The organism is Streptomyces sp. NPDC012508 (genome assembly GCF_042902595.1).
Taxonomy (GTDB): domain Bacteria; phylum Actinomycetota; class Actinomycetes; order Streptomycetales; family Streptomycetaceae; genus Streptomyces.
The window spans coordinates 229,510-253,721 of record NZ_JBIBEO010000011.1 but is presented as its reverse complement, the minus strand read 5'-3'; the positions used below and the strand labels follow the sequence as shown (position 1 = coordinate 253,721).

Sequence of the window (24,212 nt, the reverse complement as noted above, 5' to 3'; positions counted from 1 at the left end):
ACCAGGTCGCGGCCCCCCGGCCAGGTCGCGGCCCCCCGACCAGGTCGCGCCCGCGGGGACACGGAGCTCTCCCTAGGATGCGTACGTGCATACGGAAAAGACATGGTCGCTGCGGACCGGGCGGGCGGAGGACGTCGAGACGATCGCCGACCTGCGGGCGGTCGTGATGCGCGACGACCTGGTGCGGCTCGGCCGCTACGACGAGCACCGGGTACGGCAGCGGCTGCGCGACGGCTTCTCCCCGGAGCACACCTCGGTCGTCGAGGCCGACGGGACCTTCGTGGGCTGCGTGACGTTCCGCCCGTACGACGACGGGCCGGGGCTCTACATCGAGCACTTCTACCTGGCCCCCGAGGCCCAGGGAAGGGGCCTCGGGACGGCGGTACTGCGGGAGCTGCTGGCCCGCGCGGACGAGCAGTCCCTTCCTGTGCGTCTCGTCGTGGTGCGGGGCAGTGCGGCCCGGCGCCTCTACGAACGCGAGGGGTTCACGGTCGAGTCGTGCGAGGACCCGATCGACGTCCTGATGGTGCGCGAGGCGCCGGTCAGAGAGCCACGCCCGCCGGCTGCCTGATCGTCACGTTGATCCGGTTGAACAGGTTGGTGAGGGCGACCATCATCACGATCGCGGAGAGCTGCTTCTCGTCGAAGTGGTCGGCGGCCGCGTCCCACACCGCGTCCGGCACGGCGTCCGAGGTGTCGGCCAGTCGCGTCGCGTGCTCGGCGAGCGCCAGCGCGGCCCGCTCCTCGTCGGTGAAGTACGGCGCCTCGCGCCAGGCGGCGACGGCGAAGAGCTTCTCGTCGCTCATCCCGGCCTTCCGGGCGCTCTTGACGCCGTAGTCGACGCAGAAACCGCAGCCGTTGATCTGGCTGGCACGCAGGTGCACGAGCTCCAGGGTCGACTCCGGGACTCCGCCCTGACGGGTGGCCTTCACCAGTTGCTGAATGGCGGCTCCGGCGTCGGGGAGGACGTAGGCGGGGTTGGTCATCCGGGGGGTGATCTCGTGCAGCATGGTGATCGCTCCTTCAGCGGTCCGTGTTCCTGTGGGGCCGTCTCTGTCGGCTTCACTGCACTGACGGAGCGCGCGACGCGGATGTGACACGTCCGGAGAGCTTTCTCCGGAGATTTCTCAGGAGGCCGTTTCCGCGATCAGGGCGGTGGCGACCGTACGGAAGCCGAGGCGGCCGTAGAGGCGGGCCACGGACTCGTCCGTGGCCGTCAGGAAGACCGTCTCCACACCGCGGGCGCGGGCGTCCGCGACCAGGGCCGCCGTGACCGCGAGGCCCAGGCCCCGGCGGCGGGCGGTCGGCAGGGTGCCGACGCCGACGACCTCCGAGACGGGGCCGACGGGCTGGTGCTGCCCGGCGGAGAGCGCGCCGCCGTCCGTGCCGACCGCGGCGGCGAGGCGGGTCAGGCCCGCCGCGATGCGGGCGGCGACCTGGGCGCCGGCGGCCGGAGACGGCGCGACGCCGAAGGCCGCGTACGGGACGGCGGCCGCGCTCGGCAGGACCGGGTCCTCGGCGCCGACCATCCGCACGGTGACGCCCTCGGGAGCGGCGGGCGCCGTGCCCTCCCCTTCGAGGACCATCAGCGGATGCTCACGCACCACGAGCCCGCTCTTCTCGACGGCCGCGCGCAGCTCCGGCGTCGTCTCCGCGACCCACTCGAACGCCTCCGGCACCCGCAACTCCCGCTGCCGCGCCCGTACCCGGTCCACGTCGCCGGCCGTCACGCCCCCGGTGTGCCCGAGCGTCGGCCGGGCGTAGTAGGGCCACCCCTCCCCCTCCCGTACGAACAGGGTGAGCGGCCCGAACTCCTCGGCCCGCGCGGCGGATCGGGGAACGGCGTCGTAGTAGGTCTCGAGTCGGCTCAGCATGCCGGTCATCCAAGCATCTTGGCCACGGAAGCACAGGGGGATTTCCCTGCTTCCGGGCGACGCGCGCACCGGCCCGGGACGGCCGCCCGGGTGCCATGCGGCGAACTGGAGACGGGCTGATGCGCGGCCGCCAGACGGCCGAGGAGCTGTGGTCCAGGGCCTGGTACTGCTCCCGCTGGGCTACGGCGCACCGGCGGCCGAGCAGCGGGCCGTGGAGCCCCTGGCCGGACGGTGACGCGGGTGGCGGGCGCGGTGCGGGACGATGGGGGTATGACCGAGATCCTCACGCCCCGCCTCCTCCTCCGCCGCTGGACCGACGACGACCTCGTCCCCATGGCCGAGATCAACGCCGACCCCGAGGTGATGCGCTGGATCGGGGACGGATCGGTCCGTGATCTGGAGCAGACCGCCGAGGACATCGAGCGGTGGGAGGAGGAGTGGGACGACGAGGGATTCGGGCTCTTCGCCGTCGAGCTCCTCGGCTCCGGCGAGCTGATCGGCTTCGCCGGGCTCTCCGTCCCCGCGTTCCTGCCCGAGCTGGCGCACGAGGTGGAGATCGGCTGGCGGCTCGGACGGCCCTTCTGGGGGCAGGGGTACGCCTCCGAGGCCGCCCACGCGGCCCTGGAGTTCGCGCTCCAGGACCGCGGCCTCGACCGGGTGGTCGCCATCGCCCACATCTCCAACTCGGCCTCCGAGAAGGTCATCCACAAGCTCGGGATGACCCCGGAGCGCGAGGCCGAGCACCCGGAGTTCGGCGTCCCGCTGCGCGTCTACGCGATCGACCTCAGCGAGTACCGGGGCTGATCCCGAGCGCCTCCAGGAACACCGGGTTCGTGAAGGCCGCGAGCGCGCCCGGCAGCGGCGGCAGCGTCGCCGGGTGCCGCACCTCGGCCCGTACGTAGGAGGCGTACGCGGCCGTCGTCACCCACTCCACCGACTGCCCGGTCGCCTGCGCCGAGTGCAGGACGCCCTGGTCCGTGACGAAGCGGACCGTGCCGCCCGCCGGGGCGCCGCTCACCGTCAGCCGGGCGGTGACGGGCTCGTCCGCCGGCACCCGCAGACGCCCGCCGATGCCCGCGGTGCGCCCCCGGCCGTCCGTGAGCGAGAAGTCCAGGGAGACGGACGAGGACTCGGCGACGTACGAGCGGCCCGCGCGCAGGCCCTCCAGGATCGCCTCCCGGCTCAGCTCGTCGGCCAGGACCACGGTCTGCGGGGTGCCGACACGGTCCGGGTCCCGGTGGGCGTCGGAGTTGCCCATCGCCGGGGTCCAGCGGCCCTTCGCGAGCGCCGCGTCCCAGCCGGCCAGCGACACCTCGTCGTCCGGGGTGTAGGGGCCGTTCCACACCTCGACCGCGTCCGCGTCGCCGAAGCCGAACTTCCAGTTGCAGCCGATGCAGGTGGCGTGCGGGTGCGCCGGCACGACCAGACCGCCCGCCCTGCGGATCTCGCGCGCGAAATGCCCGAAACGGTTCTCCCGCGCCCGGTAGCGCCAGTCCACGAACGTGCCCGGGTCCGTGCCCACGGCCAGGACGTGGCCGTTGCGGGTGGTGACCTCCTCGCCGAGCAGGATCAGCAGGTCGTCCCCGGCGGCCTCGGCCCAGGCCCCGTGCCCGGCATGGGTGTTGTGCTCGGTGGCGGTGAGGAAGTCGAGCCCGGCGGCGCGCGCGAGCGCGGCGACCTCGGCGGGCGTGCGGCGCCCGTCCGAGTACACGGTGTGCAGATGGCTGTCGCCGCGGTACCAGGCCCTGCCCCGGCCCTCGGCCCGCTCGGGCGGGTACACGGGCCTGGGCGTGGGCAGCGAGGCGCCGAAGCGCAGGGTGATCGTCACCGAGTACGTGAGCCCCTGCGGCGCCACCGTGTACGGGGCGAGCACGACGAACCAGGTCCCGGCCTTCAGCGGGCCGGCGACATAGCCGGGCGTCGCCTCGTCGGCGCGGAGGAAGAACTCCGTGCGCGCCCCGCCCGACCACCCCCGGAAGCCCTTGCCGCCGAGCTCGGTGCCGCGCTGGTCGAAGATGCCGATGTCCAGGGCGTTGCCCTGGGTCCCGGCGGGGACGGACGGCCGCTCGTACGCGTACGAGACACGGATCTCGCGCACCCCGCGGGGGATCTCGACCGGGAGGTACACGTAGTCGGGGGAGCCGGGCGGCAGCGTGCCGCCGACCGTCTCCGTCCGGTCGCCGCCGGGGGAGCCCCCGGGAGAGCCGTCGGGGGTGTCGGCGGCGTGCGCGAAGCTCACGCTTCCCAAGGTAAGGGCGGAGGCGACGCTCGTCGTCAGGAGCGTTCGTCGGGTCGTTTCGCTCATGTCCGGCACCCTCGTAGTAGGGCGTGAACTCCTGGACAACGCAAGAGGCCCGACGCGCCGCACCTCTCGGAAATCCACGCCGCAGCCCCTACCGTGCCGCTATGCGGATCTCGACCACGATCTTCCTGACCGACGAGACCATCACCCCCGTCCGCCTCGCGCGCGAGCTCGAACAGCGGGGCTTCGCAGGGCTCTACCTGCCCGAACACACCCACATCCCGATCGACCGGACCACCCCCTACCCCGCGGCGGGCACCGAACTGCCCCGGGAGTACGGCCGTACCCTCGACCCCTTCGTCGCCCTCGGCCAGGCCTCCGCCGTCACCGAACGGCTGGAACTCGGCACCGGCATCACGCTGATCACCGAGCACGACCCGATCGCTCTGGCCAAGCAGATCGCCACCCTGGACCATCTCTCCGGCGGGCGTTTCACGCTCGGCATCGGCTTCGGCTGGAACAAGGAGGAAGCCGCGGACCACGGCGTGGAGTGGTCGACACGGCGTGAACTCGGCCGGGAGCGGATGGCGCTGATGCGCGCTCTGTGGGCCGACGAACCGACGGCGTACGAAGGCGAGTTGGGGGTGTCGGTACGGGCTTCCTACGCATACCCCAAGCCGGCCGGCGGCGCCCCGCGCACCCTCCTCGGCGGCGCCGCGGGCCCCAAGCTCTTCGCGCAGATCGCCGAGTACGCGGACGGCTGGATGCCGATCGGCGGCCGTGGCCTGACCCGGTCGATGCCGGTGCTCCGCGACGCCTGGGAGCAGGCGGGCCGCGACCCGAAGACCCTCCAGGTCGTCCCGTACGCCGTCCTCCCGAACCCGGGCAAGCTCGCGCACTACGAGGAGCTGGGCTGCGAGGAGGTGGTGCTCCAGCTGCCGCCGGGGGACGAGACGGAGGTCCTGGGGGTGCTGGACGAGTTCGCCCAGTACCTGTGATCCGATGACTCGACGTCCCGGCGCGCAGCGCACCGGCCTGCCGTGCGGCCCTGTGTCCGTCGGCGGGCACTCGTATGCTCGGTCCATGACGGATCAGCAGCCCGGGCAGGCAGGACGGCCCACCGAGAACGCCATGCGCCGTGCCCTCAAGAGGGCCAGGGACGGAGTGGCGCTCGATGCCGGCGAGGCCGCCGTGCTGCTCCAGGCGCGGGGGGCGGACCTGGACGATCTGGTCGCCTCCGCCGGGCGCGTGCGGGACGCGGGTCTGGAGGCCGCCGGGCGGCCCGGGGTCATCACGTACTCGAAGAGCGTCTTCATACCGCTCACCCGGCTCTGCCGTGACAAGTGCCACTACTGCACGTTCGTGACCGTGCCGGGGAAGCTGCGCCGCGCGGGGCACGGGATGTTCATGTCCCCCGACGAGGTCCTCGACATCGCCCGCCGCGGCGCCGAGCTGGGGTGCAAGGAAGCCCTGATCACGCTCGGCGACAAGCCCGAGGACCGCTGGCCCGAGGCGCGCGAGTGGCTCGACGCGCACGGCTACGACGACACCCTCGCGTACGTACGGGCCATGGCCATCCGCATCCTGGAGGAGACCGGTCTCCTCCCGCACCTCAACCCGGGCGTGCTGTCCTGGACGGACTTCCAGCGGCTCAAGCCCGTCGCGCCGTCCATGGGCATGATGCTGGAGACGACGGCGACCCGGCTCTGGTCCGAGCCCGGCGGCCCGCACTTCGGCTCCCCCGACAAGGAGCCGGCCGTCCGGCTGCGGGTCCTGGAGGACGCCGGCCGGTCGTCCGTGCCGTTCACCAGCGGGCTGCTCATCGGGATCGGCGAGACGTACGAGGAGCGGGCCGAGTCGCTCTTCGCGCTGCGCCGGGTCTCCCGCGCGTACCACTCCATCCAGGAGCTGATCATCCAGAACTTCCGCGCCAAGCCGGACACGGCGATGCGCGGCATGCCGGACGCCGAACTGGACGACCTGATCGCCACGATCGCCGTCGCCCGGCACATCATGGGCCCCTCGGCCTGCCTCCAGGCCCCGCCCAACCTCGTCGACGAGGAGTACGGACGGCTCATCGCCGCCGGCATCGACGACTGGGGCGGGGTCTCCCCGCTGACCATCGACCATGTGAACCCGGAGCGGCCCTGGCCGCAGATCGACACCCTCGCGGAGAAGTCCCGCGCCGCCGGCTTCGAGCTGCGCGAACGCCTCTGCGTCTACCCGGAGTTCGTCGGCCGCGGCGAGCCCTGGCTCGACCCGCGTCTGCTGCCGCACGTGCGGGCGCTCGCCCACCCGGAGACCGGACTCGCGAACCCGGACGCCGAGGTGCGCGGGCTGCCCTGGCAGGAGCCGGACGAGGCGTTCACGTCGGCGGGCCGCACGGATCTGCACCGGACGATCGACACCACCGGCCGCACCCACGACCGCCGCGAGGACTTCGACGAGGTCTACGGCGACTGGGAGGCGCTGCGCGAGGCGGCGGTCCCCGGCATGGTCCCGCAGCGCATCGACATGGACGTCCGGGCCGCGCTCGCCACCGCCGCCGACGATCCGACGAAGCTCACCGACGACGAGGCCCTCGCCCTGCTGCACGCCGACGGTCCCGCGCTCGACGCGCTGACCCGGATCGCCGACGACGTGCGCAGGTCGGTGGTCGGCGACGACGTCACCTACATCGTCACCCGGAACATCAACTTCACCAACGTCTGCTACACCGGCTGCCGGTTCTGCGCCTTCGCGCAGCGGCGCACGGACGCCGACGCCTACACCCTCTCGCTCGACCAGGTCGCCGACCGGGCGCAGCAGGCGTGGGAGGTCGGCGCGGTGGAGGTCTGCATGCAGGGCGGCATCCACCCGGACCTGCCCGGCACGGCGTACTTCGACATCGCGCGGGCGGTGAAGGAGCGCGTGCCCGGGATGCACGTCCACGCCTTCTCGCCGATGGAGGTCGTCAACGGCGCGACGCGGACCGGGCTCTCGATCCGGGAGTGGCTGACGGCGGCGAAGGAGGCCGGGCTGGACTCGATCCCCGGCACGGCCGCCGAGATCCTCGACGACGAGGTCCGCTGGATCCTCACCAAGGGCAAGCTGCCGACGGCCACCTGGATCGAGGTGGTGAAGACGGCCCACGAGCTGGGCATCCGTTCGTCGTCGACGATGATGTACGGGCATGTGGACCAGCCCCGGCACTGGCTGGGCCACTTCCGCACGCTGGCCCGGATCCAGCAGGAGACCGGCGGCTTCACGGAGTTCGTGACGCTGCCCTTCATCCACACCAACGCGCCCGTCTATCTCGCGGGCATCTCACGGCCGGGCCCGACGGTCCGCGACAACCGGGCGGTCACCGCGATGGCGCGGCTGCTGCTCCACCCGCACATCCCGAACATCCAGACCAGCTGGGTGAAGCTCGGCGCGGACGGCGCCGCCGAGATGCTCCGCTCGGGCGCCAACGACCTGGGCGGAACGCTGATGGAGGAGACCATCTCCCGTATGGCGGGCTCCAGTTACGGCTCGTACCGCTCGATCCGGGATCTGGTCGCCATCGCGGAGGCGGCCGGGCGGCCGTCCCGCCCGCGCACGACGCTGTACGGCGAGGTCGCCGAGGAGCGGCAGCGCGCGGCGACGGCGTCGGACGGCCACCTGCCGGAGCTGCTGCCGGTGCTGGGGGACTAGGGGCGGTCCTTGAGGGAGCGGCGGCGGCCGTACGGAACGGCTCGCGCGGGGGTGACGCGTGCTGGAACACTCGGTGCATGACCAACGGTGCGCGACCGTCGATGCAGGCGTTGCTCCAGCGGCGCAAGAGGGCGGGGTTCGTCGGCCGGCGTGACGAACTCGCCCTCTTCCGGGAGAACTTCGACCTCCCGGTGGAGGACGACCGGCATCGCTTCGTCTTCCATGTGCGGGGCAACGCGGGCGTCGGCAAGACCACGCTCGTCGGCGAGCTGAGGGACGTCGCGACGGGGCGCGGAGCCGTGACGGCGTACGTCGACGAGGGGCTCAACAGCATCCCCGAGGTGATGGCGGAGATCGCCGCCTCCTTCGCCCGGCAGGGGCACCCGCTGAAGACACTGGACCGGCAGCTCACCGCCTACCGGCAGCGACGGCACGAGGCCGAGGCGGCGTCGATCGCCTCGGCCGAGGCCGGAGAGGCACCCGGCGGTGCCCCCTCGGCGAGCAGCACGGCCCTGGCCCAGGCGGGGCTGATCGGGGCCGGGATGGTCCCCGTCGTGGGGGCCTTCGCCGGAGCCGTCGATCCGTCCCGGCTGGCCCACGGCACCGACCGGCTGCGGGCAGTCCTCAGCGCCCGGTTCCGCAACCAGGACGACGTCCAACTCGTCCTGGACCCGGTGCGTGTCCTCACCCCGGTGCTGGTGGGGGACCTGGAGCGGGTGGCGGCCGAGGTCCCCTGGCTCGCGCTCTTCCTCGACACGTACGAGCGCACCGCGCCCTATCTCGACGGCTGGCTGCGCGACCTGATCACCACCGAACGGTACGGAGCCCTGCCGGCCACCACCGTCTTCGTCGTCGCCGGCCGTGACCGGCTCGAACCGGCCTCCTGGTCGGACTACGCCGACTTCGTGCAGGACATGCCGTTGGACCCGTTCACCGAGGCGGAGGCGCGGCAACTCCTCACGGCGAAAGGGGTCGTCGACGAGGGGATCGTCCAGGACGTCCTGCGGCTCTCCGGTGGGCTGCCGGTCCTTGTCTCCACCCTCGCCGCACGTCCCGGCGAGGCCGCCACCGCCGGCGCCACCGCCGTGGACCGCTTCCTGAGCGGAGAGCCCGACCGGACCCGCAAGGACGCCGCCAAGGCCGGCGCACTGCCCCGCCGGCTGACCGAGGACATCTTCACCGCCGTCTCCCAGGAGGGCCCGGCGCTCCTCGACTGGCTGCGGACCCTGCCGTTCGTCGCCGACCGGGACGGACATCTCCAGTACCACGACGTCGTCCGCGGCCCGATGCTGCTCCTGCGCCGCACCCGCTCGCCCCGTGCCTGGAGCGAGGACCACGAACGGCTGGCCGCCGCCTTCGCGACCCGGGCGGAGGCGGCCGCCGAGGGCGTGCCGGAGGACGAACGCTGGGCGCACGAGCCCTGGCGGGCCGCCCGCCTGGAGGAGTCGTACCACCGGCTGTGCGCGGCCCCGGATGCCGCGCTGCCCGCGGTGCTCCGCGACGGCGCGGACGCCTGCGACGAAGGCGTGGCTACCGCCCGCCGCTGGGCGCGGGTGCTGGCCGACGCCGGCGAGGACGCGGACGCGGAGGTGCTGCGCGGGTGGGGCAGGGACGCGCTGGCGGCCCTGGAGAGTGAGAGCGAACCGGTGGCCGTGCTGCTCGGACTCCTGTTGGCACGCGCGGGGTTCGGTCGTGAGGGCCAGGTGGCCGTGCTGGTCGTCCGGGCCAAGTTCCTACGGTGGGCCGAGGACTACGCCCGTGCGACCGCCGACTACGAGCGCGCGCTCGCCCTTGAGCCGGAGTGTGCCCGGGCCCACTACGGCCTCGGGATGGTGCTCCTGCTGCAGCTCGATCTGACCGGAGCCCTGGAACGGCTGAACCGGGCGGACGCCCATGCGCCGGACGCGCCGTGGATCCTCAGGGACCGGGGAGAACTCCACCGGCGCCTCGAGCGGTACGAGGAGGCGGTGGCGGACTGCGACCGGACGCTGGCTCTCGGGCCCGAGAGCGCCTCGGTGCTGGCGACGCGCGGTCAGGCGCTGTTCCGGCTGGGGCGCACGAGGGAGGCACTGGCCGATCTGGACCGCGCCGTCGAGCTCGAACCCGACTACTGGTGGGCACTGTTGCGGCGTGCCGATGTGCTCCTGGAGACGGGGGACGAGGCCGGGGCCCTCGCCGATCTGGACCGGGCGGAGGAGTGCCGGCCGCAGATGGCGTGGGTGCCGGGCCAGCGTGGCTTCGTGCACTGGAAGCGAGGCCGGGCCGAGCAGGCGGTCGCCGAATTCGACCGGGCCCTCGCCCTCGACCCTTCCTACGCCTGGGCGCTGGGCAGCCGAGCCGTCGCGCTGACGGATCTGGGGCGCTTCGAAGAGGCGCTCGCGGATCTGGACCGGGCCATCGACATGCGCCCGGACTACGGCTGGGCCATGGTGCAGAGGTCGCGGATCCTCGAACGGCTGGGGGATTCGTCCGCCCGGCTCGACGCGCTCGACCGCGCGGTCGAGGCCGCCGACGACACGGCCATGGCGCTCAGGGAGCGCGGCGACGCGCATCTGCGGGGACGGCGCTTCGAGCAGGCGGTGGAGGATCTCGACCGGGCTCTCGCACGGGAGCCGGACAGCTGGTACGCCCTCAGCATCCGGGGCCAGGCGTACCGGAAGATGCGGCAGCCCCTGCGGGCACTGGCCGATCTGGAGCGGGCGGTGGAGCTCGAGCCCCGGGTGGAGGCGATGCTGATGCTGCGACAGCTCGCCTACCGGGAGGCCCGGGCCACGGACGAGGGGCGGGCCCACTGCGACGCGGTCGCGGCGCTCGCCCCGGACTCCGTGGCGTCCTGGATCCGGCGGGCGTCGGCGCGGACGGCGGCCGGGCGCCTCGAGGAAGCCCTGTCCGACGTCGACCGGGCTCTCGAGCTCGACCCGGAGCACCGCTGGGCGCGGGAGCGCAGGGCACGGCTGCGGTGCCTCCTCGGAGACCTCCGGAGCGGCCTGGCCGACATGGACCACCTGGTCGCCGCGGGCCACGGCTCCGAGGCCGAGGCACTCCAGCAAAGGGCGTATCTGCTCCAGCTGGTGGGCCGGTCCGCGCAGGCGCTCGCCGATCTGGAGCGGTGCGCCGTCGCCGGCTCGTCGTGGCCGACCGGTCGCAGGGCCGTGGCGCTGTTCCATCTGGGGCGCCACCAGGAAGCGCTGGACCTCCTGCTGGCCATGCCGTCGGGCGACCGGCGGGAACACCTGGAAACGGTCACGTGGGCGCTGCTGCGCCTGGGACGGCTCCAGGAGGCGGGAGGAGCCGCGGAGCGGATGCGGGAGGCGGGGCAGCAGGAGGGGCTGCTGCTGCTCGCGACAGCGGAGAGCCGTCTGCGGGGGACCGAGGCCGCGGGGGAGCTCTGGCAGGCGTACGTACGGCAGCACACCTTCACCGTCCCGGACGAGCCGACGGTCGAGGAACTCGGCTGCCTGGTGGTCGCGCAGGCCGCCCTGGCCCGGTGGGAGGAGGCGGAGCGCACGTGGGAACGGATGCTCGGGCTGCCGCACTTCTGGTCGGACGTCGCCGACCTCCGGAACCTGCTGGTGGAGATCGCGGAGTGCCCCGGCGCCGACACCGTCCGGCTCGGCGCCCTTCTCGGGCCGGTCAGGGGGGAGGACGGTCGCCCTGGCCACGGCGGCGGACGGCGTCAGCCGACCAGCAGGTCGCGCGTGAGGTCCTTCAGCTCGTGGGCGTCGATGCCGAGCCCCTGCTTCAGGTGACGCCCAGGAGGAGGACGGCGGCGACGGCGGCGGTGGCGGAAGTCTTGAATCGTGTCACGTGGCGGTGGTTCAAGCCATGTCGGAACTGCCGGTGAACGGCGGTCGAAGATGGACAGAAAGGCGTCCGATCGCAAAAGGTTCCGTCCCGCGAACGAGTGAACTCGGTCGATTACAGTGCTGCGAGATCTGAGCGCCGAGGTTTCCGGGGGAGGGCACGTCGTGACCACAACCGCTGCGGCCGTGTGGGGCCGCGCCGAACAGCAGGACTTCCGCGCCCGGGTCCGCGGCTGTCTCCTCGGCGGGGCCGTGGGCGACGCCTTCGGCGCGGGCGTCGCGGCGCTCCCCCTGGAGGGGATCAGGACCGCCCACGGGCCCGAGGGCCTCATGGAGCCGGTCCCGGCGTACGGCAGACGCGGCGCGGTCACCGCCGCCACCCAGATGACCCTCTTCACCGTCGACGGGCTGATACGGGCCCAGGTCCGCCGCGACACCGGCGCCTGGCACCCGCCCACCGACGTCCACCGCGCCCATCTGCGCTGGGCGGCCACCCAGCGCGACTGGGGCCCCGACGAGCGCCGCAAGGACAACGGCTGGCTCGCCCGCGAGGAGTGGCTCTACGCCCGACGCGACCCGGCCCGCGCCTGCCTCACCGGTCTCGGCGACGAGATCCTCGGCACCCTCGACCGGCCCAAGAACGCGGACGCGACCGACTCCGGGGCGCTCGTCCGCTCGGCGCCCTTCGGCCTCCTCGTCGGCTGGGAGCCGCAGCTGGTCTGCCAGCTCGCCGTCGAGTGCGCGGCGCAGACCCACGGCGACCCGGCCGCCCACCTCGCGGCAGGCGCGCTCGCCGTCGTCGTGCACGGTCTCGCGCGCGGCGAGAGCGTGGACGGCTCGGTCCAGCGGGCGCTGGCGCAGCTCACCCCGCGCCCCGGCCACGAGCCCGTCACCGACGCGCTCCAGCGGGCGCTGGGAGCCGTACGCCAGGGCATGCCGAACGCCGTACGGGTCACGGATCTCGGCGCGGACGAGGACCGGGCCGAGGGCCAGCTCGCCGCGGCCGTGTACTGCGCCCTCGTCGGCGAGGACATCCGCCACGGGCTGCGCCTCGCGGTCAACCACGACGGCCCGTCCGCTGTGACGGGAGCCGTCACGGGCGCGCTGCTCGGCGCCCTGCACGGCGAGACGGCCCTCCCGCCGGCCTGGCTGGCCGAGCTGGAGGGCCGTTCGACGATCCTTGAACTCGCGGACGACTTCGCGATGGAGATGACCCAGGGCGCCGCCCTGCACAGCCCCGCGGAGTCGCACCCCGGCTGGCTCGCCCGCTACCCCAGGGGCTGACCGGGCGCCCCACCCGTCACGCCAGAGGCTGACCGGGCGCGCCGTCCGCTACCCCAGGGGCTGACCGGGCGCCCCACCCGTCACGCCAGGGGCCGGGCGGCCGGCTCGCCCGAGGCCTGCGGCGGGACGGCGGCGCCGCCGTCCTCGTCGGGGTCCTGGTTGATCTTGGCCAGAATCGCGTCGCGTTCCGGGGTGTCCTCGGGCTTGAGGAAGCCGATGAGGATGTAGAGGACCAGCGAGGTCGCGAGCGGCGAGACGATCTGGATCTGGAGCTCGATGCCGTCCAGGCCGTAGTTGGTCAGCCAGAAGACGAACAGACCCGCGGCCCAGGAGACCAGCGCCGCAGTGGGGCCGGACTTCCGGAAGGTCTTCAGCAGACCGAGCATGAACGGGATCGCGATCGGGCCCATCAGACCGGCCACCCACTTGATGACGACCGTGATGATGTCCTTGAAGGTGGGCGAGTTGACCTGGGTGGCGACCGCCATCGACAGGGCGAGGAACGCGATCGTCGACCAGCGCGCCGCGATCAGTCCGGCCTGCTGCGTCCAGCGCCGTGCCGCCTTGCTCATCACGGGGGCGATGTCCCGGGTGAAGACGGCCGCGATGGCGTTGGCGTCGGAGGAGCACATGGCCATCGTGTGGGAGAAGAAGCCGACGATGACCAGGCCGAGCAGCCCGTGCGGCAGCAGCTGCTCGGTCATCAGCGCGTAACTGTCGGAGGCGTCGGGCTTCTTCGGGTCCACGAGCAGCGGCGCGACCCACATGGGGAAGAAGAGGACCAGCGGCCAGACGAACCACAGCACCGCCGACAGCCGGCCGGAGCGGGTGGCCTCGCGGGCGTTGGGGGTGGCCATGTAGCGCTGGGCCTGGTTCCACATGCCGCCGCTGTACTCGAAGGTCTTGATGAAGAGGTAGGCGAGCAGGAAGGTCAGTGTGTACGGGCCGGCCGTCGGCGCGGTGTGGCCCTGGAGCTCGGGACGGTCCCAGACGTCCCACAGCGCGCTGATCCCGCCCAGCTCGGCGAGGACGGCGACGAGCATCGCGATGCCGGCGAAGAACTGGATGATGAACTGGCCGAGTTCGGTGAGTGCGTCGGCCCACAGCCCGCCGACCGTGCAGTAGATGCCGGTGATCACACCGGTGATGAGGATGCCCTGGTTGAGGGAGATCCCGGTGAAGACGGAGAGCAGGGTGGCGATCGCGGCCCACTTGGCGCCCACGTCGACGATCTTCAGCAGGACGCCGGACCAGGCGAGCGCCTGCTGGGTGGGGAGGTTGTACCGGTTCTTCAGGTACTCCAGCGGCGAGGCCACATGGAGCCGCGAGCGCAGCCGGTTGAGGCGCGGCGCGAAGAGATGGGCGCCGATCGCGATGCCGATCGCGATCGGGAAGGACCAGGTCACGTACGAGGTGACGCCGTACGTGAACGCGATGCCGGCGTACCCGGTGAACATCACCGCGCTGTAGCCCGACATGTGGTGCGAGATGCCGGAGAGCCACCAGGGCATCTTGCCTCCGGCGGTGAAGAAGTCGGAGACGTTGTCCACGCGCTTGTGGGACCAGACTCCGATCGCGACCATGACGCCGAAATAGCCGATGAGCACGGCCCAGTCGAGACTGTTCATTGAGCCCCCTCCAGGGGTCCGGTCCGTCTTGTGAACGCCGTTCATGGTGTGGGGAGTTGCACGGCCAGGACAACGCGGAGGAAGGTCAAGAGAACGTAAAATCGTTCTTCTTACTGACCTGGGTTCACATTCCTGAATGCAGATGGGGTCAAAAAGGGCCGCACGGTACGCCGTCGCGTACCGTGCGGCCCGGTCTCCGCCCGCGGGTGCTACCGCATCAGCTCGCCCGCGTTGACGAGCAGCGACTGCCCGGTGATCGCCCGGGCCCGGTCGGAGACGAGGAACGCCGCCGCCTCCGCCACGTCCCCGTCGGTCGCCAGCTCGGGCAGCGCCATCCGCTCCGTGAGCCGGGCGAGCACCTCGGCCTCCGGCACCTCCTCGGTGTGCGCCGTGAACTGTACGTACGCCTGGACCGGCGGGCCCCACATCCAGCCCGGCAGCACGGTGTTGACCCGGATCCGGTGCGGGCCGAGTTCGCGCGCCATCGAGTACATCGCCGAGGTCAGCGCCCCCTTCGAGGCCGCGTACGCCGCCTGCCGCACCTGTGAGGGTGCCGCCACCGCCGACTGTGTCCCGATGAGGACCACGGAGCCTCCCCGCGCCTTCAGGGCCGGCAGGCAGGCGCGGGTCATCCGCAGGGTGCCCAGCAGATTGACGTCCAGGACGCCCTGCCAGGTGGCGAAGTCGGCGTCCTCGATCCCGCCGAAGTAGCTGTCCCAGGCCGCCACATGGACGACGGCGTCGATGGCGCCGAACCGCTCGACCGCGAGCGCGGCGAGCGCCTCGCACTGCGCCTCGTCGGTGATGTCGGTGGCGCGATGGGCGGTGCGGCGGCCCTCCGGATCGATCTCGGCCGCCGACTTGGCGAGGTTGGCCTCGGTGCGCGCACCGAGGACCGCGTTGCCGCCGTCCCGTACGACCGTCTCGGCGATCCGGTGCCCGAGCCCCGCGCCGACTCCCGACACGACCACGGTCTTTCCCTGGAGCAGCATCCGGGTGCCTCCCGACTCTGGCCATTCATCTGACGGCCCGTCAGAGTAGGGGGCTCCACCGGACTTGGGAAGGGGTTTCCGAAGTGAGCGAGGAGACGCGGAGCGAGGCGTATGCGGAACTGGCGGCGGTCGGCCCGTACGGGGTCCGCCCCGGCCATGCGCTGATCACGATGGTCGAACCGCACCCGGGCCACGAGTGGGCGTACAACCGCTGGTACGAGGACGACCACTACTACGCGGGCGCCATGGCCATGCCCTGGATGTACGCGGGCCGCCGCTGGGTCGCCACCCGCGAGCTCCAGGAACTGCGCCGCCCGGAGAAGTCCGCGGTCGCCCAGCCCGTCACCGCCGGCTGCTACCTCTCCACGTACTGGGTCACCGACGGCCGCTACGACGAGCACATGAAGTGGACCGTCTCCATCAACAAGCGGCTCAACCGCGACGCCCGCGTCTACCGTGACCGTACGCACGTCTTCACGGCCTTCCAGGACCACGAGGCGACCGTGTACCGGGACGGGGCGGCGGGTCCGCGCGACTTCCACGCCCTCGACCACCCGTACCGGGGCCTGGTCCTCCAGGTGGTCGACGCGGACGGACCGGAGGCGCGCGCCGAGCTGCTCGAACGACTCGTCGCGCGCGAGCTGCCCCAGCGGCTCGCCGGCTCCCCGGCCGCGATGGTCACGGTCTTTCGCCCGACGCCGCTGCCGGGCGACCGGATGACCTACGTGAAGCAGGTCGAGGGCGTCGACACCCGGCTGACCCTGCTCTGGTTCCTGGAGCGCGACCCGCGCGCCTGCTGGGCGGAGCACTTCGCCGACTTGGAGACGGTGGGCGGGGAGGCGGGCCGGGTGGAGCTGGTGGCACCGTTCATCCCGACCGTCCCGGGCACGGACCGGTACGTGGACGAACTGCGCTGACCCCGAGGGCCTCGCACCGGAGGGCGACAGCTCGACCTTCGCCTGACAGCGCCAAGTGCCACACATATGGTGGACGTTCGGCTGGAATGACTGTCGCTGTGCCGAGCGGGCTTGGGGGCGTTGATGGAAGCACAGTTAATGGAACTCGCACGGACCGCCGGTTCTGCCGTGGTCACGCTCATGGCCACGGACGCCTGGGAGCGGACGCGAGACGGGGTGGTCGCGCTGTGGCGTCGGGCGAGTCCGTCCCGGGCCGACGGCGTGGAAGGGGAGCTCGACGCGACCCGGGACGACCTGCTGGCAGCCAGGGAGGACGGGGACGACCTGACCGAGCAGGAACTGCGTGAGGAATGGGCGGGGCGCCTCCGGCGCCTCCTTCGAGAACAGCCCGAGGTCGCCGAGCAGTTGCGCCTGATCCTCGCCGAATTCGATCCCGACTCGGGAGCCACGGGCGCCGTGACGGTACAGATGAGGGCCGAGGCGTCCGGCCGCGGCCGCGTCTACCAGGCGGGTCGTGACCAGCACATCGCAGAGCGGTGAACGGGTCCGAGCGACATGGCGATCCGGTAGTGCAGGGCAGGGCGTCCGGCCAGGGCCGGGTCTACCAGGCACAGGGCGATCAGTATGTGACCGAGCACCACCACCACTACCCGTCGGGCGACGTTCCGTCCCTCTTCGGCCCGTCCATGGGGCGAACCGTCGTCCACGTACCCCAGAGCGCCTTCGGACCGGCTCCGTCGGCACCTGACTCGGTGCGCACGCCGCTCGTGGGACGTACCCCGCTGGTGCTGCGGGACCGCAGGGAGGTGATGCGGGGCCTCCTGACGGCGGCCGCGGACGAGACTGGGCAAGTGCACGTGCTACACGGGCTCGGCGGTTGCGGCAAGACGGCGGTGGCTCAGGCCGTCTTCAACGAGGTGACGCGCGGTGGCCTACGCGCAGGTCTGTGGGTCAACGCTTCCGAACGCGCGACGCTTAGGGCGGGAATGCTGGCCGTCGCGGCGGATCGTGGCGCGGCGACTGCTGAGTTGGCGGCGGCCCACACGGGGCAACGCGCGTCGGCCGACCTCGTCTGGTACTACCTTCACTCCTCGTCGGAGCCGTGGCTGCTCGTTCTCGACAGCGCGGACGACCCCGAGGTGCTGGGGGAAGGAGCCTGGTTGCGGCAGAGTCCGCAGGGCACGGTCATCGTCACCACGAGGCAGGCCGGCTCCCCGGTGTGGCAGGGAGCGCACCTTCACCATCTGGGGGTGCTGCCGGTCGAGGACGCCGCGCTGGTACTGCGCGACCTTGCTCCCGATGCGGGATCGGCCGAGGAGGCCGAGAAGGTGGCGCGAAGACTCGACTGTCTTCCGCTGGCACTGACGCTGGCCGGGTCCTTCCTGTCACGACAACTTCTGGAGAGCTGGTCCATGAGTGACTACTGGCGGCACCTCGACGACGACCCGACGAAGTTGATCGACCAAGGGTCGGTCCCCGGGGATGCCGAGAGAAACGCCCGGCAACTCGTGGGTCGGACCTGGGGAATCTCGCTGGCCGCCCTCGCGGACGCCGGCCTCCCCGAGTCCGCCTCGCTCCTGCGACTGCTGTCGTGCTGGAGTTCCGATCCGGTGCCTCTGTCCCTGATCCGGCCCGAGGCCGTGAACGCGGCCCATCTGGATGCTCTCGAGCCGCCGTTGACCGGGTCGCGCGTCGAGACGGCCCTCCGTGGCCTTCTGGACCATTCACTCGTCTCGCTCGTGAGCCTCGACGTCGGCGGTGAGCCGATGCGTTGCGTGAAGACGCACGGTGTGGTTCTGGACAGCGTCGCCGCCGCCGTCCCCGAGGGCCAGCGGCCGCTGCTCGTCACGGCCGCCGCGGAGCTCCTCCAGGGGGCCGTTCCGGCGAGCGGTGCGCCGACACAGGAGGCTCATCACGTGGGGCACCTGGTGCCCCACGCGGCGAACCTGCTCCGTCGAGTGGAGGGCGCCGACGTGGCCGGCCACGCGGTGGCGCTCGGGACGCGCCTCGCCGCCATCCTCTTCGAAAGCGGCGACTTCCCGGCCGCGGTATCTCTGGCGCAGGCCTCGGCGAAAGCGGCCGGTCAGTGGTTGGGGCCGGATGATCCGGTGACACTCCGCGCGGCGTACCAGGCAGCCATGTCGCTGTTCCGGCTCGGGCGTTTCGAGGAGTCGGAAGCGCTGCACCGACAAGTACTCGACATCCGGGAGAGGGTGCTCGGACCCGAGCACCCGGAGACGCTTCAGAGTCGGCAGGACATCAGTGAACCGCTGGGGCAGCTGCAGCGGATCGAGGAGTGCATGGCCACGCTGCGTGACACAGCCGAGATCCGCTCGCGGGTTCTCGGTGCACACCATCGGGACACTCTGCACGCTCGGGCGCTTCTCATCGAGCACCTCTCCGGTGCCGATGCCGTCGACGAGTTCGACCGGGTGGGTCCGGAGATCGTCGCCGCCTGCGAGGAGCATCTGGGCGACGAGTCGTTCACCACCGTAACGGCCCGCCACAACTACGCGTACGGCCTGTATCGCCTTGACCGACCGGCGAGGGCGGAGACAGAGGCCCGTAGAGCGCTGAAGGGGCGCGAGCGCGTCCACGGCCCCGACCACGCCCTCACCCTCTCCGCGGCCGTACTGCTGAGCTGGATTCTCGGCAAGCTCGGACAGGTCGAGGAGTCCCTTTCGCTCGGCCGTCGGGTCGTCCTGGGGCAGGAGCGGGCGCTCGGACGGGAGCATCCGTACCTCCTTGCTACCCGCGCCGGTCTGGCCGAGGCCCTGGCGGCTGCGGGCGACTCGGCCGAGGCGCAGGCTCTCGCGCGGCAGAACCTGCCCGTGTGCGAGCGGGTGCTGGGCCCGGACGACCCGGTGACGGTCAAGACGCGTGCCCTCGTCGGCTAGAGGGGCCCCGGGCAGCAACCAGCCCCCTCGGCTAGGACGGCGATCCAGTCGAGAGGGCTTGCCTGAGGGTGCGGTGTGACGCCGGGGTCAGGCGCCGGGGCGGTCGCGTTCGCTGACGTCGAGGACGAAGGTCGACCAGGTCTCGGGGGTGAAGGCGAGACCGGAGCGGGCGATGTCCTTCGAGTCCCGGACGCGGACCAGGAGGTGCCCCCGTGCCCTGACCTCTACGCAGTCGCCATTGACTGCCGAGTACGAGGACTTGGTCCATTGCGCCAGTGCGTCGTGCCGAAACAGCATCGTGACTCCGATGGTTGTGCCAGTGAGGTGGGTGACGTGCAAACCAGCCGCCTCGGCAGCGGCTCTGCCTTCGAAGCTACGCTGCAACATCACCGGAGATGAGACGCGTTCACCCATCCGGATGGCATATTCCATCGAAATCTGTGCACGAGGGTTCTGGCGGTGTAGGGTGCCCGCTTCCCCCGGAATCGACTACACCGCCTGAAGCTCCTCGGCCACGCGGAGGATGAACTCGCGGGACTGCTCGGCACTCAGGGCCTTCGCCCTGAGGTGCTCGTACATCACCGCATAGCTCTGGACGTCGATGGCCTTCTCCAGGTAGAGGTCACTGGTGACGCCCTCCAGGTAGACGACGCTGGCATCCGTCGCCTCGTGGAACTCCAGGATGGCGAACTTTCCGTACATCCCCGGGTGGGCGCCAACGCCGTACGGCAGTACCTGGAGCGTTACGTGCGGCTTCTCGCTCAACTCGGCGAGATGTGTCAGCTGGTTGGCCATGATGTGCGGATTGCCGACGACGCGGCGCAGCAGGGCTTCGTCGATGACGGCCCAGAACCGCAGCGGGTTGACCGGGTCGGCGAGGCGGTCCTGGCGCTTCAGCCGGATCTGGATGCGCTTGTCGATATCGACGGGGTTCGCCTCCGGCCACATCCCCTCGATCACCGCCTGCGCGTATTCGCGCGTCTGCAGGAGGCCGGGAACGATGAGCGACTCGTAGACGCGCAGCGACGCCGCGTCCGTCTCCAGGCCGATGTAGACGCTGTACGGGATGTCGCCGAAGGCGTGCCACCAGCCCTGCTGGCGCGAGTCCTTGGCCATCTGCATCAGCGACTCGACGACACGCTCGTCCTCGACCTCGTAGACCCCGCACAGGTCGCGGACATCGCGCTGGCTGATGGAACGACGGCCGTTCTCGAGGCGGCTGATCTTCGACTGGGAGACGAGGAGACGCTCGGCGACCTGCTCGGCCGTCATGTTCTTCGCTTCCCGGAGCCGGCGCAGCTCCTGGCCCAATCGGCGTCGCCTGACGGTGGGGTTGACGTTGGACGCCACGGAAACTGCACCTCCGGCTGTCGGCTGCGTAGCTGTACGTATCTACTGCTTGGCAGACTGCCACCAAAGGTGCGGTGTGCGCTGGGAAATGACGACAACGTGTGCGGGGCGGCCCTGAGGCCCACCCCGCACACGTCGTCCGTGCGGCTCCCGGATCGGGTTCTGTGGTGCGTATGTGCTCGGCGCACCCGCGTGCGGGTGCGTCCGTGTTCCGCGTGCGCCCGTGCCGGACGCACCCGTGGTTCAGTGCACGGCGGCGCGGGCCATGCTGCCGCGGCGCGGCTGCTGTGGGACGCCACCCGGCGCACTCCGGCGCGGCTGGGCGGCCACACCGTTCTGGACGTCCATCACGGCGTGCGCCACGAGTCCGCCCATGGGGTCGTGCCGGATCAGATCGCGCAGCCGGGACCGCGACGACCGTCCTTCGTTCCCCGGGTACAGGTGCTTGCCGAGACCGACCGCGTGGGCCAGTGCGGCGAGCGCCGCGGTCCGCGGGTCCGGCGGTACACCGGTGCGGATCGCACTGTCCAGCCGGGCCCTGGTGTCCCGGCTGATCGCCGTGTCCGTCGCCTGGTAGCGAGTCGTCGGCAGTACTCCGCACATCTGGCCCTCCACGGCATGCACCATGCCGCAGCGCTCCAGATGAGCGAGGTAGATCTGGCGCAGCCCCAGTCGGGGTCCGCCAATCCAGTGGACGGCCCGTACCGGGCTGCCGCGTCGGCGCAGCAGTTCCAGTGCGGAGTCCAGAGTCGGATCTCCGGTCGGCCGTGGCATCACCACGGCGATACGATCCCCGTCAGGGGCTATCCGTCCTGCCAGAGCCAGCTCCACTAGCTGTGCTCCGGCCAGGCCGAGGTCGAGCGACTGCGGCTGCGCTGTGGTACCCGTGGCCGGGTCCAGAGCGAGCAGCAGAAGCTCCTCCGGAATTGTTCTGCGGCTCCTGCCCATCCATGCCTCCCCGCGTGGATGAGTCACAGGGTGACCCCTCTCACATTCATCTGTCGAGAGCGCCTGGGTGCTTCGTACGGGAACCGGTAGGTATGTCGTTCTCGTCTAGCACGGGGGCCAAGGGGTTCACACAGGACACTGGTACATGGTTCGGACGTACTCATGACGCATGGAGGAGGCACGGTGGCGGGCGAGTCCCCCGACAAGGCGGAGCAGCAGGAGTCCTCGAAGGAGACGACTGCCGGCGGTGGCGGCCGGGATCCGCGGCTGTCGGTTCTCCGTGAGCCCGCGTCACCGGTCCAGGTCGACCAGCCGACGGCCGTCTTCCGGACCCTGGCCCCGCGAACGCCGGAGGACGACGCTCCGGCGGAGTCGGCGGAGTCGGCGGAGTCTGCGGAGTCTGCGGAGTCCGAGCCCGCTGTGGAGCCGGTGGACGCCGAGGAGTCGGTGGGCGCCGAGGGCTCTGTGGACGTCGAGGAGTCTGCCGATGTCGAGGGTTCGGCGGATTCCGCCGACTCGGCGGAGGCGGGCGACGAGGGTGACCGTCTGAGGGCCGCGGTGGCCGCCTGGGTCGCCACCGGGGACGAGGACGAGGGCGGGGAGCCCGAGAAGTCGGGTGCCGAGGCGGCGGCCACGCCCGCCACGGACGCTCCCGAGGCCGACGACGCCCACGAGACGGCCGCCGAGGGCGACGACGACGCGGGCGAGGCCGCCGAGGCGCCGCAGGATGCCGGCAGCGGCTCGACGGAGCCCGAGTCGTCCGTCACGGACGCCGCTCCGGCCGCCGGCGACGACGAGACCGACGACGACACCGACGAGGTGGACGACCTCGACCGCGACGCGGCCCAGGTGTCCGACGCGGCACCTGCCTCGGGCGGCGACGGCAGCTCCGAGCCCGCGCCCTCCGGTGAGTCCTGGTTCGCGCGCAAGCCCGGCACGGAGAAGGCCGAAGCCGAAGCCGAGACCGAAGCCGAGACCGAAGCCGAAGCCGACGAGCAGGCCGCCGACGCCCATCCCGTCGATCAGCCCACCACCATGTTCAAGGCCGTCCGCCCGCCGGTCGTGGACCAGCCGACGACCGCGCTGAAGCTCCCGGTCCCGCCGGAGCCCGCCCCGGCCCGTCCGAGCACCTTCGTGCCCCTGCGGGCCGAGACGCCGGCGCCCGCGCCCCAGGCGCCCGCGGCGCCCAGGCCGACCCCGGCGCCCTCCGAGGCCCCGGTCGCCCCGAAGGCCTCCGCCCCCGTACCCCCGCCGTCGCTCACCGAGGCCGAGCGGACCAGGCAGCAGCCCATGCCGCCGCTGCCCCCGCTCGACCTGCTCGCCGAGCTGACCAACACCCCGCCCCCGCCGCCGACCCCCCTGCGCAACACCATGCGGCGCGTGCGGATCTGGACGCCGCTCGTCATCCTGCTGCTGATCGTCTTTGCAGTCGTACAGTTCGTCAGACCGCTGCCCAACGCCACCCTCACGCTCTCCGCCGCCCCCACCTTCACCTTCGAGGGCGGCGAGTTGCAGATGCCGTGGCCCACCGAGGGCCAGGGCGCCGCCGAGGTCGAGGGCGTCGGCTCGCTCGGCACGTACGGGGCCCAGAAGCCCGCCCCGCTCGCCAGCGTCGCCAAGACGATGACGGCGTACGTGATCCTCCGCGACCACACGATCAAGGGGAGCGACAAGGGCCCCGAGATCGAGATCGACAAGAAGGCGGCCGACGAGGCCGGCGCGCAGTTCGAGTCGACGGCGGCGGTCAAGGAAGGGCAGAAGTACACGGAGAAGGAGCTGCTCCAGCTCCTCATGATCCCGTCCGCGAACAACGTGGCCCGGCTGCTCGCCCGCTGGGACGCCGGTTCGGAGGCCGCGTTCGTCGAGAAGATGAACGCCGCCGCCAAGGACCTCGGGATGACTCAGTCGACGTACACCGACCCGTCGGGCCTGGAGTCGACCACCGTCTCCACCCCGCAGGACCAGCTGAAGCTGGCGAAGGCGGTCATGCAGTACGACGTGTTCCGGGAGATCGTGAACATGCCGAACCTCACCGTCGACGGCATCCCCGGCCAGATCGAGAACAACAACAACATCGTGCTGGAGCCCGGTGTCAGCGGGATCAAGACCGGCTCCTCGACGCCCGCGGGCGGCAACCTGCTCTGGTCCGCGAACACCGTGATCGACGGCAAGCAGCGCCGGATCCTCGGCATCGTCATGGGGGCGAAGGACGCCAAACTGCTGCACGAGAAGCTCCAGCTGTCGATCGACTACAGCCTCAAGCTGATCCAGCAGGCCCAGAAGGACGTCACCTCCGCCGCCGTGGTCCGCAAGGGCCAGGTCGTCGGCTACATCGACGACGGCCTCGGCGGCCGTACCCCCGTCGTCGCCGACAAGGAGCTCAAGGCAGTCGGCTGGCCGGGTCTGAAGGTCGACCTGGAGCTGACCGACGGCGGCAAGGCCGTCCCGCACACCGGCAAGGCGGGCGACGTCGTCGGCCAGGTGTCCATCGGCACCGGCACCGGCAAGGTCAGCGCACCCGTCTCCCTCCAGAAGGACCTGGTGGAGCCCGGCTTCGACAAGAAGCTGACCCGTCTGGGCTGACGTGTCAGGGCGCCCCGGC

At 71.8% G+C, this 24,212-nt stretch carries 18 protein-coding genes; 10 read left to right on the top strand and 8 right to left on the bottom strand.

What is annotated here, in order from left to right; genetic code table 11:
• Positions 1-85: 85 nt before the first annotated feature.
• Positions 86-571, top strand: a complete 486-nt coding sequence (locus tag ACFY8U_RS33180) for a GNAT family N-acetyltransferase (RefSeq protein ID WP_389575888.1) — start codon at positions 86-88, stop codon at positions 569-571.
• On the opposite strand, the gene ACFY8U_RS33175 is transcribed toward ACFY8U_RS33180, so the two are convergent.
• Entirely contained in the window at positions 543-1,010 is a 468-nt protein-coding gene (locus ACFY8U_RS33175; protein WP_361600736.1) for a carboxymuconolactone decarboxylase family protein, read from the bottom strand. The genes ACFY8U_RS33180 and ACFY8U_RS33175 overlap by 29 nt on opposite strands.
• A gap of 117 nt (positions 1,011-1,127) precedes the next feature.
• Positions 1,128-1,883 carry a GNAT family N-acetyltransferase gene (locus ACFY8U_RS33170; protein WP_389575887.1) on the bottom strand — a complete coding sequence of 252 codons (756 nt, stop codon included), beginning with the start codon at positions 1,881-1,883 and terminating at the stop codon, positions 1,128-1,130.
• A 261-nt stretch (positions 1,884-2,144) separates the two neighbouring features.
• Here ACFY8U_RS33170 and ACFY8U_RS33165 point away from each other — a divergent pair, with 261 nt between their 5' ends.
• On the top strand, positions 2,145-2,678 hold the full coding sequence (locus ACFY8U_RS33165; RefSeq protein ID WP_389575886.1) for a GNAT family N-acetyltransferase: 534 nt from the start codon (positions 2,145-2,147) through the stop codon (positions 2,676-2,678).
• On the opposite strand, the gene ACFY8U_RS33160 is transcribed toward ACFY8U_RS33165, so the two are convergent.
• Positions 2,659-4,179 carry a CehA/McbA family metallohydrolase gene (locus ACFY8U_RS33160; protein WP_389575885.1) on the bottom strand — a complete coding sequence of 507 codons (1,521 nt, stop codon included), beginning with the start codon at positions 4,177-4,179 and terminating at the stop codon, positions 2,659-2,661. The genes ACFY8U_RS33165 and ACFY8U_RS33160 overlap by 20 nt on opposite strands.
• Positions 4,180-4,280: 101 nt before the next feature.
• On the opposite strand from ACFY8U_RS33160, the gene ACFY8U_RS33155 reads away from it, so the two are divergent.
• From ACFY8U_RS33155 to ACFY8U_RS33140, 4 genes are all read left to right on the top strand, one after another.
• Positions 4,281-5,114, top strand: coding sequence for an LLM class F420-dependent oxidoreductase (locus ACFY8U_RS33155; RefSeq protein ID WP_389575884.1), 834 nt, complete (start codon positions 4,281-4,283; stop codon positions 5,112-5,114).
• Positions 5,115-5,199: 85 nt separating this feature from the next.
• Positions 5,200-7,791, top strand: coding sequence for a bifunctional FO biosynthesis protein CofGH (locus tag ACFY8U_RS33150; protein WP_389575883.1), 2,592 nt, complete (start codon positions 5,200-5,202; stop codon positions 7,789-7,791).
• Positions 7,792-7,868: 77 nt separating this feature from the next.
• Positions 7,869-11,540: a tetratricopeptide repeat protein gene (locus ACFY8U_RS33145; RefSeq protein ID WP_389575882.1), complete on the top strand. Its 3,672-nt coding sequence runs from the start codon at positions 7,869-7,871 to the stop codon at positions 11,538-11,540.
• Positions 11,541-11,759: 219 nt separating this feature from the next.
• Positions 11,760-12,878, top strand: a complete 1,119-nt coding sequence (locus ACFY8U_RS33140; RefSeq protein WP_389575881.1) for an ADP-ribosylglycohydrolase family protein — start codon at positions 11,760-11,762, stop codon at positions 12,876-12,878.
• Positions 12,879-12,958: 80 nt separating this feature from the next.
• On the opposite strand, the gene ACFY8U_RS33135 is transcribed toward ACFY8U_RS33140, so the two are convergent.
• Complete coding sequence (locus ACFY8U_RS33135; RefSeq protein WP_389575880.1) at positions 12,959-14,506, bottom strand: sodium:solute symporter family protein; 1,548 nt, start codon at positions 14,504-14,506, stop codon at positions 12,959-12,961.
• 209 nt (positions 14,507-14,715) lie between these two features.
• Positions 14,716-15,498 carry an SDR family oxidoreductase gene (locus ACFY8U_RS33130; RefSeq protein WP_389575879.1) on the bottom strand — a complete coding sequence of 261 codons (783 nt, stop codon included), beginning with the start codon at positions 15,496-15,498 and terminating at the stop codon, positions 14,716-14,718.
• Positions 15,499-15,581: 83 nt separating this feature from the next.
• Between ACFY8U_RS33130 and ACFY8U_RS33125 the strand changes: the two genes are divergently transcribed.
• The 3 genes from ACFY8U_RS33125 to ACFY8U_RS33115 all read left to right on the top strand — a co-directional run bounded on the left by ACFY8U_RS33125 (position 15,582) and on the right by ACFY8U_RS33115 (position 19,312).
• The gene (locus tag ACFY8U_RS33125) at positions 15,582-16,415 is read left to right on the top strand and encodes a hypothetical protein (protein ID WP_389575878.1); all 834 of its coding nucleotides are present in this window, start codon (positions 15,582-15,584) and stop codon (positions 16,413-16,415) included.
• Positions 16,416-16,538: 123 nt separating this feature from the next.
• On the top strand, positions 16,539-16,955 hold the full coding sequence (locus tag ACFY8U_RS33120; RefSeq protein ID WP_389575877.1) for a hypothetical protein: 417 nt from the start codon (positions 16,539-16,541) through the stop codon (positions 16,953-16,955).
• A gap of 86 nt (positions 16,956-17,041) precedes the next feature.
• Entirely contained in the window at positions 17,042-19,312 is a 2,271-nt protein-coding gene (locus ACFY8U_RS33115; protein ID WP_389575876.1) for a tetratricopeptide repeat protein, read from the top strand.
• Between the two features lie 87 nt (positions 19,313-19,399).
• On the opposite strand, the gene ACFY8U_RS33110 is transcribed toward ACFY8U_RS33115, so the two are convergent.
• The 3 genes from ACFY8U_RS33110 to ACFY8U_RS33100 form a co-directional block, all read right to left on the bottom strand.
• A complete protein-coding gene (locus tag ACFY8U_RS33110; RefSeq protein WP_389575875.1) occupies positions 19,400-19,609 on the bottom strand; it encodes a DUF397 domain-containing protein in 210 nt (69 codons plus the stop codon).
• A 192-nt stretch (positions 19,610-19,801) separates the two neighbouring features.
• Entirely contained in the window at positions 19,802-20,662 is an 861-nt protein-coding gene (locus ACFY8U_RS33105) for a helix-turn-helix transcriptional regulator (RefSeq protein WP_361757964.1), read from the bottom strand.
• Positions 20,663-20,905: 243 nt separating this feature from the next.
• The gene (locus ACFY8U_RS33100) at positions 20,906-21,610 is read right to left on the bottom strand and encodes a GPP34 family phosphoprotein (protein ID WP_389575874.1); all 705 of its coding nucleotides are present in this window, start codon (positions 21,608-21,610) and stop codon (positions 20,906-20,908) included.
• A gap of 162 nt (positions 21,611-21,772) precedes the next feature.
• On the opposite strand from ACFY8U_RS33100, the gene ACFY8U_RS33095 reads away from it, so the two are divergent.
• On the top strand, positions 21,773-24,193 hold the full coding sequence (locus ACFY8U_RS33095; protein WP_389575873.1) for a serine hydrolase: 2,421 nt from the start codon (positions 21,773-21,775) through the stop codon (positions 24,191-24,193).
• Positions 24,194-24,212: the final 19 nt, after the last annotated feature.